The sequence below is a fragment of the Scardovia wiggsiae genome (assembly GCF_051045985.1).
Classification (GTDB): domain Bacteria; phylum Actinomycetota; class Actinomycetes; order Actinomycetales; family Bifidobacteriaceae; genus Scardovia; species Scardovia wiggsiae.
This window is the reverse complement of sequence record NZ_CP157350.1, coordinates 293,855-309,886: the sequence shown is the minus strand read 5'-3', so window position 1 is coordinate 309,886 and position 16,032 is coordinate 293,855. Positions and strand designations below refer to the sequence as shown.

16 protein-coding genes and 1 tRNA gene are annotated in these 16,032 nt (G+C 52.7%); 4 read left to right on the top strand and 13 right to left on the bottom strand.

Features of this window, described 5'->3' with window-relative positions; all coding sequences use genetic code 11:
- Positions 1–407 precede the first annotated feature (407 nt).
- Together ABKA16_RS01265 and ABKA16_RS01260 are read right to left on the bottom strand one after the other, a co-directional pair.
- Positions 408–830 carry a PIN domain-containing protein gene (locus ABKA16_RS01265; RefSeq protein WP_380999574.1) on the bottom strand — a complete coding sequence of 141 codons (423 nt, stop codon included), beginning with the start codon at positions 828–830 and terminating at the stop codon, positions 408–410.
- Positions 827–1,042: a type II toxin-antitoxin system Phd/YefM family antitoxin gene (locus ABKA16_RS01260; RefSeq protein WP_380999576.1), complete on the bottom strand. Its 216-nt coding sequence runs from the start codon at positions 1,040–1,042 to the stop codon at positions 827–829. Before ABKA16_RS01260 ends, ABKA16_RS01265 begins: the two co-directional genes overlap by 4 nt.
- A 237-nt stretch (positions 1,043–1,279) precedes the next feature.
- Between ABKA16_RS01260 and ABKA16_RS01255 the strand changes: the two genes are divergently transcribed.
- A complete protein-coding gene (locus tag ABKA16_RS01255) occupies positions 1,280–2,380 on the top strand; it encodes a glycerol dehydrogenase (RefSeq protein ID WP_380999578.1) in 1,101 nt (366 codons plus the stop codon).
- A gap of 185 nt (positions 2,381–2,565) precedes the next feature.
- A complete protein-coding gene (locus tag ABKA16_RS01250) occupies positions 2,566–3,882 on the top strand; it encodes a PucR family transcriptional regulator (protein ID WP_380999580.1) in 1,317 nt (438 codons plus the stop codon).
- On the opposite strand, the gene gmk is transcribed toward ABKA16_RS01250, so the two are convergent.
- From gmk to ABKA16_RS01210, 8 genes are all read right to left on the bottom strand, one after another.
- Positions 3,836–4,462: a guanylate kinase gene (gmk, locus tag ABKA16_RS01245; RefSeq protein WP_380999582.1), complete on the bottom strand. Its 627-nt coding sequence runs from the start codon at positions 4,460–4,462 to the stop codon at positions 3,836–3,838. The genes ABKA16_RS01250 and gmk overlap by 47 nt on opposite strands.
- Complete coding sequence (pyrF, locus tag ABKA16_RS01240) at positions 4,462–5,463, bottom strand: orotidine-5'-phosphate decarboxylase (RefSeq protein ID WP_007147615.1); 1,002 nt, start codon at positions 5,461–5,463, stop codon at positions 4,462–4,464. Before pyrF ends, gmk begins: the two co-directional genes overlap by 1 nt.
- 47 nt (positions 5,464–5,510) lie before the next feature.
- Positions 5,511–6,143 (bottom strand): transcription antitermination factor NusB, encoded by a 633-nt coding sequence (gene nusB, locus ABKA16_RS01235; RefSeq protein ID WP_380999584.1) that lies wholly within the window; start codon positions 6,141–6,143, stop codon positions 5,511–5,513.
- 14 nt (positions 6,144–6,157) lie between these two features.
- A complete protein-coding gene (gene efp / locus ABKA16_RS01230) occupies positions 6,158–6,721 on the bottom strand; it encodes an elongation factor P (protein ID WP_007147617.1) in 564 nt (187 codons plus the stop codon).
- A 51-nt stretch (positions 6,722–6,772) separates the two neighbouring features.
- Positions 6,773–7,987, bottom strand: a complete 1,215-nt coding sequence (locus ABKA16_RS01225; RefSeq protein ID WP_380999586.1) for an amidohydrolase — start codon at positions 7,985–7,987, stop codon at positions 6,773–6,775.
- 4 nt (positions 7,988–7,991) lie between these two features.
- Complete coding sequence (locus ABKA16_RS01220; RefSeq protein WP_231198093.1) at positions 7,992–8,606, bottom strand: methionine ABC transporter permease; 615 nt, start codon at positions 8,604–8,606, stop codon at positions 7,992–7,994.
- Positions 8,607–8,734: 128 nt separating this feature from the next.
- Entirely contained in the window at positions 8,735–9,955 is a 1,221-nt protein-coding gene (locus ABKA16_RS01215; RefSeq protein ID WP_409349289.1) for a methionine ABC transporter ATP-binding protein, read from the bottom strand.
- A 111-nt stretch (positions 9,956–10,066) separates the two neighbouring features.
- On the bottom strand, positions 10,067–11,128 hold the full coding sequence (locus ABKA16_RS01210; RefSeq protein ID WP_380999587.1) for a MetQ/NlpA family ABC transporter substrate-binding protein: 1,062 nt from the start codon (positions 11,126–11,128) through the stop codon (positions 10,067–10,069).
- Positions 11,129–11,501: 373 nt separating this feature from the next.
- On the opposite strand from ABKA16_RS01210, the gene ABKA16_RS01205 reads away from it, so the two are divergent.
- Positions 11,502–12,521, top strand: coding sequence for a C40 family peptidase (locus tag ABKA16_RS01205; RefSeq protein WP_380999589.1), 1,020 nt, complete (start codon positions 11,502–11,504; stop codon positions 12,519–12,521).
- Between the two features lie 148 nt (positions 12,522–12,669).
- Here ABKA16_RS01205 and ribF read toward each other — a convergent pair whose 3' ends face one another.
- Both ribF and ABKA16_RS01195 read right to left on the bottom strand, forming a co-directional pair.
- A complete protein-coding gene (gene ribF / locus ABKA16_RS01200; protein ID WP_380999591.1) occupies positions 12,670–13,881 on the bottom strand; it encodes a bifunctional riboflavin kinase/FMN adenylyltransferase in 1,212 nt (403 codons plus the stop codon).
- A gap of 155 nt (positions 13,882–14,036) precedes the next feature.
- The gene (locus tag ABKA16_RS01195; protein WP_380999592.1) at positions 14,037–14,624 is read right to left on the bottom strand and encodes an NAD(P)H-binding protein; all 588 of its coding nucleotides are present in this window, start codon (positions 14,622–14,624) and stop codon (positions 14,037–14,039) included.
- Between the two features lie 203 nt (positions 14,625–14,827).
- On the opposite strand from ABKA16_RS01195, the gene ABKA16_RS01190 reads away from it, so the two are divergent.
- Positions 14,828–14,914, top strand: a tRNA-Ser gene (locus ABKA16_RS01190).
- Positions 14,915–15,019: 105 nt separating this feature from the next.
- Here ABKA16_RS01190 and ABKA16_RS01185 read toward each other — a convergent pair.
- Positions 15,020–15,976, bottom strand: a complete 957-nt coding sequence (locus ABKA16_RS01185) for an EamA family transporter (RefSeq protein ID WP_380999593.1) — start codon at positions 15,974–15,976, stop codon at positions 15,020–15,022.
- Between the last annotated feature and the right edge of the window lie 56 nt (positions 15,977–16,032).

Sequence of the window (16,032 nt, the reverse complement as noted above, 5' to 3'; positions counted from 1 at the left end):
TCCTATAGGCAGTTCGTGCATTAAAAAAATTTAATCGAAACGACTTGGACGATAAGGCTAACGTTCGAGAACAATTATTTGAATTGCTACATGCTGTGGAAAAGGGGCAATATTTAGAGTTAACTCCAAATTTTTTCCCGAAAACTATTGAAGTATTTATATGATATTGGTGCATTCCAGGCAACTTGGTGGAACGACAACACTATAAAGATTATCAGTTTATGCCCGATATGTTTAATAAGCGCACCCGGGCAACTGGACAGAATAAAAAGGTAACGGCTATACTTTTATATTCAATTAAACCCTTCTTACAGCAATACTTGGAAAATAAAGTTAGAAACTATACGCCAAGAAAGTAAAGCACCATCAGCAAAATAATAGGATCGAGAAATTCCCGGATAGAACCCTTATCCTTCCTGCTCCAGGAGCCGTACAAACTGTTTAGGTGTATAAACAGGGATCACTGATCTGGCATAATCTTTGGTATTCCGGGTAATAATACAATCCATACCCGAACGGACCGCCGTTTCTATCATAACTGCATCTTCAAAGTCAGATACCTCTGAGGGGATAGCGCGGAGTACATCATCCGCAGCACTGTCGAGCATCCCGACAACACTCAGCAGCTGCTCCAGTTTCGACCTAGATTCCTTATCGTTATGAGTACAACGATGGGTGAGATAGTAAATATCAGTTGCAGATTTCGCAGTGATGCAGCAAAGGCAAAGCTCGGCTGCCGCGGCACGTAAAACAGCACGGGCAGATTCAGCAAAAGGTTCCCGCGCCTGAAGGAAATCTACGATAATACAGGTATCTACCAAGGCCTTCATACCCTATTGAGCCTCTCTTCCTTTGACTCTTCCAGAGTCATATCTGCCGGGATACTGCCGAACAAAGAATCTACAGTATCCAGTTTGTTCTGGTACGGGGAAGTCAGCTTGGCGACTGTCCTGCCGTTGCGCGTAACATAAACATCCTCTGTCGCTGCCATCAGGAGGTATTTCCCGAGGTTTGCCTTCAGCTCTGTTGCAGTGATAGACATGGCTTTTATCCTCCTTTCCACGTAATTGGTACTTCTAGTATACTTAAATCGTACGAATTAATCAATAATATCGAACGGAATTGCTATGCCGTATGTAGCATCCACCGTTATGGGGGAATCAGCACTTTTAATCTTGTATTTTCCAGATAAAAAGCCGCAAACACTCTAAAATATCTTCAGCTGAAGTACAGGCACGTGTATCATATTAGAGTACATCAAACGATCCAAAGGAGGATTATGCGTACAGTCTTATGCTCACCAGGAAGCTATATCCAGCAGGAAGGCGCCATTTCCCAGCTTGCCGGGGAGTATGCCCATGCAGGCAGCACAGGTGCTTACATACTTGTCGATCCCACTATAGACAGTCTGTATCATGACAGCATCGTATCCAGTTTCGACAGCGGCCAGGTTCCCTATACCCTCGCAGTCTTTGGCGGCGAGTGCTCCGATGCGGAAATACAGAAGCACGTTGCGCTGCTCGCCGATACCGATGCAGTTATAGGCATAGGCGGCGGCAAAACGCTTGACTGCGCTAAAGCTGTAGGATATTACGGCAAGCGGCCTGCCATCATTGTGCCTACCGCTGCTTCAAGCGACGCCCCGTGCTCACGCCTGTCCGTTGTGTATACTGACGGCGGCCAGTTTGACCATTACCTTCCGCTTCCCGAAAACCCGCGTATGGTGCTGATGGACACGGAACTCATATCCAAAGCGCCTGTCCGCTTCCTGACAGCAGGTATTGGGGATGCCTTCGCCACATATTATGAGGCAGCCGCCTGCGTACAATCCAATGCCGTCACCATGACCGGAGGCCATGCCACAAACGCCGCTTTCGCACTGGCGACCCTGTGTCACGACAGCCTGCTCGCTGATGGTGTGAAGGCTGTATCTGCCGTGAGGCTGGGCCTTCGGACGAAAGCAGTAGAGAATATTATCGAAACGAATACCCTCCTCAGCGGGCTGGGGTTTGAGTCCTGCGGCCTGGCTGCAGCACACTCCATCCACGACGGGCTGACGGCTATCCCTGAGACCCACTCCTACCTTCATGGGGAAAAGGTTGCATACGGTACCCTTGCCCAGATGATCATGGAAGACCGTCCACTAAAAGAGCTTGCCGAAGTGTACCGTTTCTTCCGTGCAGTAGGTCTGCCGACGAATTTTGCCGGTATCGGCATCCACGATGTTACCGATGAGCAGCTCCTCCACGTCGGGGAACTTGCCTGCAGCCCGCAGGACACTATGGCTAATATGCCTTTTGAAGTCACACCGGCAGATGTTGCGAATGCCCTCCGCGCCGTAGACGCCCTGGATAAAGAATTTTCTGTTGATTCCCACTAATCTGCAGGGATCTTTTCAGATAAAGCTATACCTTCACCGAAGCAGGGGGATAACTAGTATTCCCCTGCTTCTCAATGTTTTTCCATACCCTTTTATAAGCTGTTCAATATCAGAGATACAGATACCTTAGGAATCGAGATTGTAATTCCCTACAAAATGGGGTGCTTATGAGAACAGGGCAAACAATGGCAGATACTACCGCTGCACACACCAGCAGCACTGACCGCGCCAGCCGCGCTAACCGAATTCCTCAGGTTCCCGGGGATGCCGCCAAGGCTGCCGAAACATCAAAACAGGCTATGCGGCTGTTCAACCTCAGCAAAAACAAGCTTGTCAAAATAGCCCAGTGGTACAGGGATCTCGGCGAACAGGAACGGGAATTCCTCAACCTCATTACAGTGACCGCAATCGAAGACTATCTGGAATGGGCCAACCTCCCGGAGCCTATCGATAAGCGCGGAAAAGTAAGTGCTGACCATCTCTTCTCCATCGCGCCTATTGAAACAGCACGCGCGATCAGCCTGTCGAATGTGCTTGAAGTGACCCGCACTGTCGTTGATATAATCACAGAGAATATCGGCATTATTGCCCCAAAAGGGAAGGAACGCGACTATTACGAGGCAGCCCTGTACTACTCGCGCGAAGTTTCCTTCTCGGCAGCCGAAGTATACGCTGAGGTAGCCGAAACGCGAAGCCGCTGGATGACGCGCGAAGAAGGCCTGGTGCTCAACTCCCTTCTGGAGAATAAGCTTGACCTCGCCCTCCAGTCCCGCATGGGCGTATACGGATGGGATGACTCCACTGTCTTTTTCGCTGCAGTTGGCAGCGCACGGGCACAGGAGAATTCCGAGATCACAACCGGATTCTTCCAGGCCCAGACACGCCTTGCGGTACAGGGCCTTGATGCGGAGATCCTTATGGGCACGCATACGAATACCCTTTTTATGGTCCTTGTGGGAGCCGGCAGCAGCGAAAATTTTGATAGCATACGCACCAAGATCGCAAACCTCTTCAGCGAAGACGACTGCCTGTGCATTGGGCCGTATGCCACAGGGTATGAAGGAGCGTCGCACAGCATCCGCGCAGCGTATAACGGTTACTATGCCAGCGCGATGGAACTTGATCCGCCGCATCCGCTTTTCGCTGATGACATCATTGCAGACCGTGTGCTTTTCGGCGATGCAACGGCAGCAGACCAGCTTTACAGTATCTACAGGTCCCTTGAAGATTCCGGCAAGCGCAGCGAAGTACTGCCGACAGTGGAATACTATCTCCTGAAAAACTGCTCGCTTGAACAGACCGCGGAACATATGGTCGTACATCCGAATACTGTAAGGTACCGGCTGCATAAAGCTATGGAGCTCACAGGGTGGGATCCGACGAACCCCAAGGAAGCGCACGCACTGCGGATCGCCATCAAAATAGGCCGGTACCGCGAGGCGCGCAGCAGGAGTTCTACTTATCCCCGGGCCGTCCCCCAGCTGGGCAGCCATGATCAATAATCTCCCATAGCTGCGACGCAGCTTTGCCTACTTCATCGTTGACGATAACCACATCAAATTCGCCCTCTTCAGCCATCTCCCGCCGTGCCGTATCAAGGCGGCGGGCCTGCTGCTCGGAGGTCTCGGTATGGCGCGACTGCAGACGGCGCTTCAGGTCGTCAAAACTTGGAGGCGCAACAAAAACATAAACCGGATCCAGGCCCAGCTCCTGTGCGCGCGCCCGCACACGGTGCACCCCCTGTACATCTATTTCCAGCATTGAGGGGATATTGGCCTTAAGATGCTCAAGCACAGGCTTCAGCGGCGTGCCGTAATGGTCTGTGCCGTGCACCACGGCCGATTCCAGAAGCTCACCGCGGGCATCCATCCGTTCAAATTCTTCAGCAGTTGTGAAATAATAATCTACACCGTCTTTTTCGCCGGGGCGCGGCCGGCGGGTAGTCGCGGAAACAGATATCCACAGTTCAGGATGTTCCGCCCGGACCGCTTTTTCTATCGTCCCTTTGCCCACAGCAGTAGGCCCGGCCAATACAACAAGCCGGCGTTTATATGCGGTTATATCAGGAGTCTTATCCGGCATCAGTCAGCGTCCTGCCCTTCCCGTATGCCGTGGGCAATCTGCTCAGCGGTTTCGCCATTTGCCATGCGCCTGTCCATATCATCAAAAGACTGCTGTATATCGGTTTTATATTCGTCTATCTTTTTCCGCAGGGAACTGATATCGGGCCCGTACGCAGCGATCGCGCGCGCAGCCGTAACAAGGACATTATGATACGTCCCGGCAAAAACCACTTCAAGGTCTTTGCCTTTTGCCCCCTGCCAGCCGTATCCGGGAGACAGGATTGGCCCGGTAAATTCAGCAGGGTTCATGCCGTTAAGATCCATCTGATGCCCTATGGTCGCCCCGATAACAAGGCCCACAGACCCCATGCCGGGATAGCCGTCATTGTAATTCTGCGCGCCGCGCGCGATCCCATAGGCAACTGTCCTGCCTTCATATTCCCCGCGCTGGCGGATAGATGTCTGGAGGTTTGCCGCTTCAGGGTTTGAGGTCAGCGATGCGATAAACACCCCATGCCCCTGGCTCAGGGCATCCTCAATCAGTCCGTTGAGCGAATGGAACCCGTAATAAGGGATAAGCGTGATCGCATCAGTGTATAAAGGCCCGTCTGATTTAAGATAGGCATCAGCGATAGATGACAATGTTGTAGGGAGCCCCCCGCGCATACAGTCAACTATAGTGATCATCCCAAGCTGCCGGGCAGCATACAGTGCGCGTTCCAGCGCTGCTATGCCTTTCGAACCGTAGCGCTCAAACATCGGCATCATGAACTTGACTGCAGCACACCGGCCTTCAGCAGCCTGGAGCATCCGCATAGCGAACAGCTCCGCGCCCTGCGGGTCTACAGAGTAGCCCCAGTCAATAAGGTTTTTACGGTGCGGGTCAATACCGACACACAGGGGGCCGTACTCCTTCATGGAGTCGCTTAGCCTCAGGCCGAATTCATACCGGATCGGATCCACAGAAGGGCCCGCGGAGGAGCCTGCTCCGCTCAACGCAGTTTCAGGGGAATCAGTCATACTTATATTGTACTTGCCTTAAGCGCTAAACACATCATATGCGTCATTTATTTTATTATCTTATCCTCAAATGCCACCGCCTTCCCCCGTTCTGCAGCATCAGCTTCGGGATGGCTTTTATCGGCAGGCTCATACGAAACGTTATTGCCGTTATCTTCGCTGTCCGGTCCGGCAGCCCTGTCAGATCCAGGATCCATATCAGATTCGCCGGCACCGCCAGGCTTCTCTGCGGCAAGCTGCGCACGATGCGCCTGCCATTCAGCTTCTTCCTGGCGGACAGCATCCGCATCCTTCTCTATAGCGCTGAGGAGCCCGTGCAGGAAGTTCGGGGCTTCGTCATCCGAATACGATTTCGCCAGGCTAAGGGCCTCATCGATAGCGACCTTTGCAGGCACGTCATCGTTATAGACGATCTCCCATACCGCTATACGCGCTATATTGCGGTCAAGGGCATGCATACGTTTCACATCCCATCCTGTGGAATGCTCGCCGATAGCCTTATCTATCGTCCGGCGATGCGAAGCGACCCCCCTCACCAGCTCCTGGGCATATTCAGGAAGCGGGGTCTGCGCACCGGGGAAAACCAGGCGCTCCTCAAGGAGGGGCATTATTTCCTGCCCCTTCTCATCAGCCTCATACAGCGTGTTAAGCGCACGTTTGCGCGCGGTTGATCGTGCCATGCTCAGCTCTGGTACTAGTTTTCACGGCCCAGATAAGAACCGTCGCGCGTATCGATCTTGACCTTTTCACCTTCAGAGATGAACAGCGGAACCTGTACCTCTGCCCCGGTCTCAACGGTCGCAGGCTTGGTGCCGGCACTGGAACGGTTCCCCTGGAGGCCCGGCTCCGTGTGGGACACAGTCAGGATAACAGAAGCAGGCAGTTCAACCGACAGGGGGTTCCCGTCATGGAACGAAACGATGCAGTCTGTGCCTTCAAGAAGGAATTTCTCCTGTTCGCCGACCAGCGATTCAGGGATGAATACCTGGTCGTAAGTCTGCATATCCATGAAAACAAAATTGTCACCGTCACGGTATGAGTACTGCAGTGTCCGGTTATCTACAGTCTCAAAATCAAGCTTGACACCTGCATTGAATGTTTTATCTACGATCTTGCCGCTCAGGACTTCCTGGATCGTCGTGCGGACAAAAGCAGGGCCCTTGCCTGGCTTCACATGCTGGAATTTGATTACTTTCCAGAGTTTCCCTTCAAGGTTAAGTACAGATCCGTTCTTGATATCGTTTGATGTTTGTGCCATCTTTATACCTTCATATTTTCGCGTTTATTACCTTAATAAAAGTCTCATTAATTATGCCATGGGGGATAAACGATTATGCGCGCCAAGCTCCTTAAGCACGCATTGTGCTGAGTTCACATAAAACTGCGCAGCAGTATCCAGACAGCTGTCAAGCGCTGTAAACCTGGGGCTGTGCCACGGGTAATGCCCCTTTTCACCATTCGACCCTATAAAAGCAAAAACCATAGGGGCTTTAGTACCGTACCGGGCAAAATCCTCCCCGACCATAGACGGCACTACAGGGACAAGCTTCGCATACCGCGGCACATCCCTGGCGACTGCATCAGACAGCCCCTTGTCACCAACCAGCGGCTCCGAGAGGTGTTCCCATTCCACATCAGCGCTTATGGAATAAGCAGCCGCAGTATTCTGTACTATGGAATTAAACCTCTTTATTGCCAGCTCCTCATCGGCACTGTAGAATGTCCTTACCGTCCCTATGAAATACGCTTCCGGAGGCACTACATTCCAGACGTTCCCGGCATGCACGCTGGTAACAGAAACAACGGCCGGATGGAAGGGGTCGATATTGCGGCTCACAACTGTCTGCAGGGACTGGACCATAGCCGCCATTGCCTCAATCGGCCCGGTGCCGGTATCCGGGCGGGCACCATGCGAACCCTGCGCATGGAGCGATACGCGGAACCTTAAGCATCCTGCCATGATAGGCTCACTGCCGACCGCTATCTCCCCCGGCTTCATATCAGGGTTATTATGGATCCCGATTATTGCATCGGCATCATCAACAGCCCCTGATGCAATCACAGCATCAGAGCCCTCGCCAAGCTCTTCAGCAGGCTGGAAAAGGATTATGATCCGCCCCGCAAACGTGTCTGTGTGGTGCGACAGGTAATATGCGGCACCCAGCAGGGCCGCCATATGGATATCATGCCCGCAGGCGTGCATCACCCCTTTATTGTGCGATGCATAACCGGGGGAAACCTCTTCCGTAACAGGGAGGGCATCAATATCAGCACGCAGTGCGACACAGGGATCCCCAGCATCCGCATTGCCTTCCTGGGTTCCGCAGATCACCCCGGCAAGCCCGGTCCTGAGGCCCGTGTCAGCAAGCCTTATACCCCATTGTGCCAGCAAAGAACGCAGGAACTGCGTGGTCCTGTATTCGTGGAATGATAGTTCAGGGTTCTCATGAAGATAATGGCGTATTGACGTAAGGTCAGCAGTCCCGTCATCTTTTATAAATCCTCTGGATGCTTCACCGTCCATAAGATCATATCCCCTGCCTGCGCAGCAGCCGCTTGGCTATGGCATTGGCTATCAGCTGGACTATCTGCACCAGGACAACCATAATGATCACACATATCCACGTGACATACGGGTTGAATTTCTGATACCCGAAAGCGATAGCAAAATTACCGATGCCGCCGCCGCCGATATATCCGGCCAGGGCCGACATATCAAGTACAGAAACGAAAAGGAACGCATAGGCGAGGATCAGGGGAGCAAGGGATTCCGGCACCAGGACAGTCCTGATGATCCCCATCCTTGATACCCCCATGGAACGGGCAGCTTCCACCACACCGGGGTCCGTTGAGACAAGGCTTTGTTCCACAAGCCTGGACGACGCCAGCGTACACATGATGACCATGGGGAAAGTGGCGGCAGTATTGCCGATGGATGTCCCTATAAGCTGGATGGAAATCGGCTGTATCGCCGCAAGGAATATGATAAACGGGATCGGGCGGATAACATTGATGATGATATCAAGCACCCTGTAAACAACGGTATTCTCAAACAGGCTCCCCGGCCGCGTCCCCCACAGGACCACGCCAAGGACCAGACCGAGCAGCCCGCCGATTATAAGGGTGACGCTTACTATCCCCATAGTCTCGCCAAACGCCTTCAGCAGGGTCCCGTCCTGTATGTATCCCTGAAGGTCGCCAAAGTTCGTTGTATTTGCAGCAATCACTGTGCTGCCTGCTGATATGTGGATATCCATTATCTGCCCCTGCCTTAAAAACTGCCTGAGCCTGAACCGGCAGCAGTATATTTATCGTAATCTATGTTCCAGCCTTCGCTCCTGGCCTTTTCAAGGCGCTTAGCCTCATAGCCATAATATGTCCGTACTGCTTCCGCATAATCAACGGGGTCCTGGGCAGTGCCAAAATCTACGATGCCGTTTGCCATGCGCAGCTGCTTGATATAGGTATCAAGATTGCCGTCTGCACCATAAAATTCATAGGTAAAGGCACCCAGCCCCCTGCCCGCCACTTCCTGGACACTGCCCATAAGTATGGAATTGGTGATATTCCTGTGAGTCAGCATTGCTGAAATGCGCTGGCCTGAAGGGGTAATATCGAACTCCGGGGCAGGCTCACGCATGATGACTGTCACCAGCCGGCCCTGGTTCATTGCCCGAAGCCGCTCTACATCCGCCTTGGACGGGATAGTGTTGATTGCGGTGGAAACAAACTCGCGGGTAATATCCTGCTGCGGCTGGGCAAATACCCGGTACAGGTCTCCGGATTCGACCGCTGCGCCCCCGCTCATGACCAGGACCCTGTCAGCAATGCGCGTAATAACATCCATCTGATGGGTAATAAGTACAATAGTGACGCCGAACCGGGCATTCGTGCGCTTCAGGAGTTCCAGCACTTCGGAAGTCGTCTGCGGGTCAAGCGCACTTGTAGCCTCATCAGCGAGCAGGATGTCCGGACGTGTGGCAAGCGCACGGGCTATGCCCACACGCTGCTTCTGGCCTCCTGAGAGCTGGGCGGGATATGCATGCGCATACTGTGAAAGCCCTACGAATTCAAGCAGCTCCTTGATCCGCGCCTTCCGGTAGTCTTCACGCCACCGGTCCTGCTTGAGCGGGTATTCAATATTACCCGCAACAGTTTTGGAGGCAAAAAGGTTGAACTGCTGGAAAACCATACCGATTTTCTGCCGTATAGGCCGCATTTTAGATTCAGAAAGTTTCGTGACATCCTGTCCCAGCACAGTTACCGTGCCCCCAGTAGGCCTTTCAAGCTCATTGATAAGCCTTACCAGAGTAGATTTCCCCGCACCTGAATAGCCTATGACGCCGAAGATCTCACCTCTTTTGACACTGAATGACACATCATCTACCGCCACCCGGGGTGCACCGTGAGGCTTTGCCGGCGGGAACTGTTTGGTGACGTGGTCAAAAGTGATAATGCTGTCGGCGTCCTGGGCCATTGTATTTACCTCCATCCTGTATATGTTTCTGCTAAGCGTATCCACTGCATAGGGATATATTCAGGCGCTATCTGATACCCCTTAATGCCCCATGCTTCCGGGTGTTTACGGGTACTGTTCCTGCGCCTACTTCGCAGAGCCGGTTTCCTGTTTCTGGACTTCCCTGAGTATCTTCTGGAGGGATTCGGGGGAATCATTATTGAGCACTGCCTGCCCGCCGAAATGGTCCTTAAGGGCCTTGGTGACTGCATCATTATGGAATATTTCTACCAGTTTCCGGTAAACAGCATTGTTGGCATCCGCCTTGCGCGAGACCCAGACATTGATGTACGGCTTCGCTGATTCCGATGAGGCGCTGTCATGATAAATCGCATCCTGAGGGCTCAGCCCTGCATCTTTGACATAATCATTGTTGACCACTCCGGCACTGACACTCGGGTCACCCAATGCATTTGCTACTTTTGCCGCCTCTACAGCTTTAACGGTAACTTTGGAAGCAGAAGCATCAATATCGTTAGGCGTTGTGAAGGCGGTCCATCTGCCTTTCAGCTTGATAAGCCCGGCGCCTTCAAGGACACCGATAGCGCGGGCCTGGTTCGTTTCATCATTAGGGATGGCCACAGTTGACCCCTGCGGGATACTGCCGACATTTTTATACCGTGAAGAGTACAGGCCGAGAGGGTATACAGCTACCCCTCCGATCGGCTGCAGGTCCTGGTTATTCTTGACATTATAGTTGGCCAGATACAGGATATGCTGGAATTCGTTAAGATCAAGGCTGCCCTGCGCCAAGGCAGGGTTCTCAGACGTATAGTCTGTGAAATTTTTCAGCTGGACGTAGATACCCTGTTTCTGCGCCTCTTCCTGGAATACTTTCCACTGAGGGTCATTCGCGCCTACAACCCCTATCACTACCGGGTTGTCTTTTGAACCCTTGGGGGCTGACGGCCTGCTTGAGCTGAAAGCCCTGAAAACAAAAAACGCTCCCACGGCCAGCAGCGCAACAACAACAAGAGCAATTATCGAATTGCGCACACGGTTATCAACACGTACCGGTTCAGCAGTCGAGATACCTCCTGCAGCCTGCTGATCCTTCGATCCGCTCTGCGAACTCCCGGATCCGTTGCCTGTACCGGTATTATCAGCTCCCTGCGGATCTGTCCCCTGGAGGTTTGTTGGAGAAGCCATACCTCACCTTTGCCTTTCTACCCTTAAGCATTAATAGTTTTCCAGCTTTATGCGGCAGGCGCAGCGATCCATACCAGACCGGGATATCCTTCGTCAGCCATGCCGTTAAGCACTGGTTTACAGATTAGAGCATGAAACGCTGCGATCATTGCAAAACGGATGATTTCCTTATATGTGTTATTTATGGCTCCTTCGAAATCCCCCTTTTTCTGCGGTCCAGCCCTGAGCCTGCCGAAACCTGAATTGTGATGAATTGTGATGGCTTTGTTCAGACATGTGGCTATCATGTATACAGTTATCTGAAGTCAACAGTAAGGATTGCGTTTTGCCTAAAGGTTTACACATACCAGAACAGTCCGGCTTCTTCCCTTCAATGAAGAAGCAAGTCACGGCTTTTGCCGGCAGCGTTCTTAAAGTGCCTACCAATTCAAAAGCATTTCGGCTCGGGGCGGTCGTACCAAGCGTAGCTGTCCTCGCAGCGCTGGCGGGCTCTACAGCACCGGCTATAGCTTCCAGCAACAATGGCATCCTGAGTGCAGATGCGGCAGCAGGGTCTTCAGTTTCCCGCTCTACACAGCGTGCAGACCTCCTGGACGAGTCGTCCAATGTGACTACTGAGGCTGCAGCATCGTGGTCTCTGAGCGATAACAGCTCGAATACGAGTGTCCCCTACTCCCCTACAAAGAATGAGCAGGAAGCGCGCACTAACCTTCAGAATCTGGTCAATACTGCCACTTCTGTATATAATTCTTCTTCTCGGGCCGAGGCTTCAAAACGTACCACGCTTAAGGGTGCGCTTGATAATGCTTCTTCGAAGCTGGCAGATACCCATACAGGCACTGATGACCTCAACTCGGCAGGGACTGCCCTCAGCAATGCCGCCAATGATGTCAAAGACAGCCAGTCAGCTGCTGTTGCCGCTGCCAATGCCGCAGCTGAACAGCGCACAGCATCACGGCGTGCTGCAGCAAATACAAACCGCGCCGCAGCAGCTGCACCGGTTTCTGCCCCTTCCGTACCCGTTGCCGTCACCGGGAACGGCTCCGGAGCGCAGGTAGCGCAGCTTGCATCAAGCTATGCAGGTAAAGCACCTTATCGTTGGGGAGGGACGACTCCTTCCGGCTGGGACTGTTCCGGTATGGTCATGTGGGTCTATGCACGTTTCGGCGTCAGCCTTCCGCATTCTTCAGGCGCACAGGCCCGTATGGGTACAGCGGTCCCTTCGCTCGCACAGGCCCAGCCTGGGGATATCCTGGCGAACGGGACTCACGCAGCAATCTATGTGGGCAACGGCATGATCATCAATGCCCTGAACCCCAGCCAGGGGACAAAGATAACCCCTGTTTCATGGGGTTTCCATAGTGGCTATTCTATCCGCAGGATATTTAATTAGTTTTTGCTTTTAATTAGTTTGTGAATGGCCTGGCTGCTCATAGAGCTGCCGGGCCATTAGTCACTGAGCAGTTTACCTGTTCCCTGGTATGGAACCGGTATTTTCTGTTTTTACAGTTCCCTATTTTCCATAACCGCCCAGCTGGAAGTTATGCCGTTTTTCTTCTGCCTGATATAATCGTTTTTGCACGTTGGGAGTCTTCCCCAAGCTGAGCAATAAGCTCCTGAAGGCTGCCGAAGCGGGCCTGCGGGCGCATGAATGCTGTAAATTCTATGGTGACGGTATGCCCGTACAGGTCCAGGCCTGTTTCATCGATAATATAAGCCTCAACTACACGTTCGGGGGCTGAATGCGCATCGGCAGCATCGCGGAAAGTCTCTTTCATCCCGGCAGAAACAGCAGCGGGCCATCTATGCCCTGCATCTGTTACGTACCCCGCGTAAACGCCATCAACAGGGATAAACCCTTCAATGTCCCCGCCCATGTTTGCTGTGGGGAAACCAAGCTGCCGGCCGCGGGCTTCACCATGGACTACCTCGCCCCTGATCTGCGGGCTGCGCCCAAGCACCTCGGCAGCCTCAGCAATGCGCCCTCCGGCAAGTGCATCACGCACGTGGGAAGAACTCCAGTCACGCACCCGCACCATATGATGCTTTTTTGTCCATGCGCGCCTGTCTGCCTTGCTCATGGAATTGAGAGGGTTAGCAGGCTCTCCAGCACTGTCTGGGACATGGTACTGCACATCCGGGAATACCCATGTGAAGCCCTGGCCCTGGTCTTCAACAGCATCAACTTCAAAAACCCCTGTAGAAGCAGCAACAGTGCGTGAAGTTTTGACATTGCCTTCAAGGCCGCGCCCGAACCGTGCATCTGCACCCAGCACCAGCGTGCGCATCCCCAGCTTTCCTACCAGCTGGCCCAGGAAATTGATATATGTCTGACGGGCAAATTCCGGCGTATACCGGACAATAATCAGATACTGTATGCCAAGATCCCTGATCCACTGTATCCGCTGGGCAGCACTCGAAACAGCCTCAGGATCGGGTTCATCCTTCCCTCCAAACTGAATGCTGCCGTCCTGAGGGGAACCGCCACCCTGCACAGGGCCGGATACGGCAGGGATATGGCTGCTGGGCCCTGTACTGTGCGAGTGTACGAAAGACGGGCGCGGATCGAACATGATGACTATAGAAAAGCTGCCGTATTTTTCTGCCAGCTCTGCTGTACGCCTGATAACTGCGGCATGCCCTTTATGCACGCCATCAAACGTCCCTATAGTAACGACAGACCGTTTCTCTTTATCAAGGACCGGCCAGGGGACTGTGCCGTCAGTATCCGGAACAAGACGAATAACTTTCACATCTGCCTCAAACAATATTTATTCCATACTCAGCGTATGGATTTGCCCTAACGTAAGAATTATATCCGCAGCCGTGTAACCTGGGGCGAGCCTGCAAAGTGCACGGTATTGCCTTTCTTACATGTCTTGCATGGGTGGTCCTGCAAGCCGTAAAACTATTGTCCCGGTGTATTGATCCCTATACTCTCATGAGAATATAGTGCCGGGTCTTCTACGATCTTCCTGACTGCATCAGCAATACTGCCCACCGACACATCATGGCCTCCGAACGGCTCACCCTTATGGGTTACTTCATAGTCCACCGGGCCTGAAGTAAACCATCCCGGACGGATCACTGTATAGTCAAGGCTGCTGGACTCAATAACATCAGCTGCCTCACGGTAAGGCCGCAAAACAGGGTTCTGGCTCACATTCCCTCCGCCCAGGGAATCCGGGATTTCATCATATATCCTCATTGAAGAAATGAATATAAGGCGGGCGACACCTGTTTTCTCCATTGCCGCAACAATGCTTCGGGCATAATCTGCCATGTCCCCGCTTAATGCGGCAAAAACGATATCCTGCCCGGCAATCGCCCCTTCCAGTGAAACCGGGTCCCTCACATCCCCTGTTACTGCATCCTCACGGCTATTGTCAGAAACTATACGATGCCGCGCAAACAGAGTAAGATGCGCATCAGTCTCGCGTATAAGGGTCTGGCGTACTGCTCCCCCTACAGTCCCTGTTGCACCAATAATAAGCACGCGTTCATAACAGGCCTCCCAAAAATACCTCAACGCCAGCTGTCCGCAGCACTTGCTGCGCACCTACAGATATTAGCTTGTTTGCGTGGTACTGGCCGGCAATTTTTCTTTTGACTGATTCCATGGTACCGGCAACACTGCCAGCTGCGGTAGTCCATATAATTGCATAAACTACTTAAGTCGCCTCATTTTGCGGCGGCTGTGGAGACATGCCTGAGTGGCCGAAAGGGGCACCCTGCTAAGGTGTTAACTGCGCAAGTGGTTCGAGGGTTCGAATCCCTCTGTCTCCGCCCCAGCCCTCACAACCTGTAAGCCGTGAGGGCTTATTTTATGCCAAATATCATGCTGTGAGAACTACGATAAGATAAGAACACGAACCAACCGGCTGCAGACGCTCAGAGCTGTGCCCCCTTGGCCCCAGCTTCCCCGGCTGCGCGTTCGTCTGATGAAAATGTAATAAATACTGCAACAATAATAAGGCCAATACCAACGATATCAACTACGGTAGGTACCTCCCCAAAGAACAGGCCGATAATCGTAGCAACCGCAGGGCTTATCGACTGCATTACGGAGAATTTGCTGGGAAGCGTGCGCCGCATAATAAACAGGTCAAAAATATATGGCAGGAATGACGCGCATAATGCCACACAAAACATGAGGGCTATCAGCGCAGGCGGCCCCCACGGCTGACGCAGCCACGTTGCCGAGGGCTGGGGATAGATAACGCTATTGATACCGGGGAGCATAAGGAATACCGACTGTGCTGCGAAACCGATAGTAAGGGCTATTGTCATACTGTCCAGAGGGCGCCCACCGAGTGCAATGCGCCTGCCGGAGATAATATAAGTCCCCCACAGAACCCCGCTGATCAGGATTGCCGCCAGCCCTGCCAGGGATGTCCTGTTCTGCGAGGCAAAAGAGCTCCAGCTGAGCGTAACGATCCCGCATACCGCAATAATTATCCCCACGTATTCGCGCCAGTGCCTGCCTGTCATCACTGCAACGGCGAGCGGCCCGATAAATTCTATAGCGACTGCCACACCTACATTGAGTGTGCCGATAGCCATGTAAAACGTGGTGTTCATGAACACAGATGAAATGCCCAGCGCTGCCAGCCACAGCCAGCCGCGTGCATGTGTGGGGAGTATCTCTGTAAATTTTTTCCATGGTTTACGCCATACCCATAAAAAGAGCAGCGCAAAACCGACACGCCACCATGCTGCGGGAAGAGGGGCAATCTGCGTGAAAGCAAGTTTCGCCACCATTGTTGCAGCAAAAATTATGATGGACTCAATAACCGTTAAAACAACGACCGGTACATCATTAAAAAACCTTATCGCGAGCTTTCTCACAAGAATACTCTACAGAAACCTCGGATATCCAGGGGTGTCCGACACGCCGCGGAAAG

Excerpts from the sequence above, each read along its gene's own strand:
- nusB (WP_380999584.1), bottom strand. The coding sequence starts at position 6,143 with ATGGCACGATCAACCGCGCGCAAACGTGCGCTTAACACGCTGTATGAG.
- pyrF (WP_007147615.1), bottom strand. The coding sequence starts at position 5,463 with ATGACTGATTCCCCTGAAACTGCGTTGAGCGGAGCAGGCTCCTCCGCG.
- ABKA16_RS01215 (WP_409349289.1), bottom strand. The coding sequence starts at position 9,955 with ATGGAGGTAAATACAATGGCCCAGGACGCCGACAGCATTATCACTTTT.
- ABKA16_RS01225 (WP_380999586.1), bottom strand. The coding sequence starts at position 7,987 with ATGGACGGTGAAGCATCCAGAGGATTTATAAAAGATGACGGGACTGCT.
- ABKA16_RS01210 (WP_380999587.1), bottom strand. The coding sequence starts at position 11,128 with ATGGCTTCTCCAACAAACCTCCAGGGGACAGATCCGCAGGGAGCTGAT.
- ABKA16_RS01255 (WP_380999578.1), top strand. The coding sequence starts at position 1,280 with ATGCGTACAGTCTTATGCTCACCAGGAAGCTATATCCAGCAGGAAGGC.
- ABKA16_RS01205 (WP_380999589.1), top strand. The coding sequence starts at position 11,502 with ATGAAGAAGCAAGTCACGGCTTTTGCCGGCAGCGTTCTTAAAGTGCCT.
- ABKA16_RS01260 (WP_380999576.1), bottom strand. The coding sequence starts at position 1,042 with ATGTCTATCACTGCAACAGAGCTGAAGGCAAACCTCGGGAAATACCTC.
- ABKA16_RS01220 (WP_231198093.1), bottom strand. The coding sequence starts at position 8,606 with ATGGGGATAGTAAGCGTCACCCTTATAATCGGCGGGCTGCTCGGTCTG.
- gmk (WP_380999582.1), bottom strand. The coding sequence starts at position 4,462 with ATGCCGGATAAGACTCCTGATATAACCGCATATAAACGCCGGCTTGTT.
- ABKA16_RS01265 (WP_380999574.1), bottom strand. The coding sequence starts at position 830 with ATGAAGGCCTTGGTAGATACCTGTATTATCGTAGATTTCCTTCAGGCG.
- ABKA16_RS01250 (WP_380999580.1), top strand. The coding sequence starts at position 2,566 with ATGGCAGATACTACCGCTGCACACACCAGCAGCACTGACCGCGCCAGC.
- efp (WP_007147617.1), bottom strand. The coding sequence starts at position 6,721 with ATGGCACAAACATCAAACGATATCAAGAACGGATCTGTACTTAACCTT.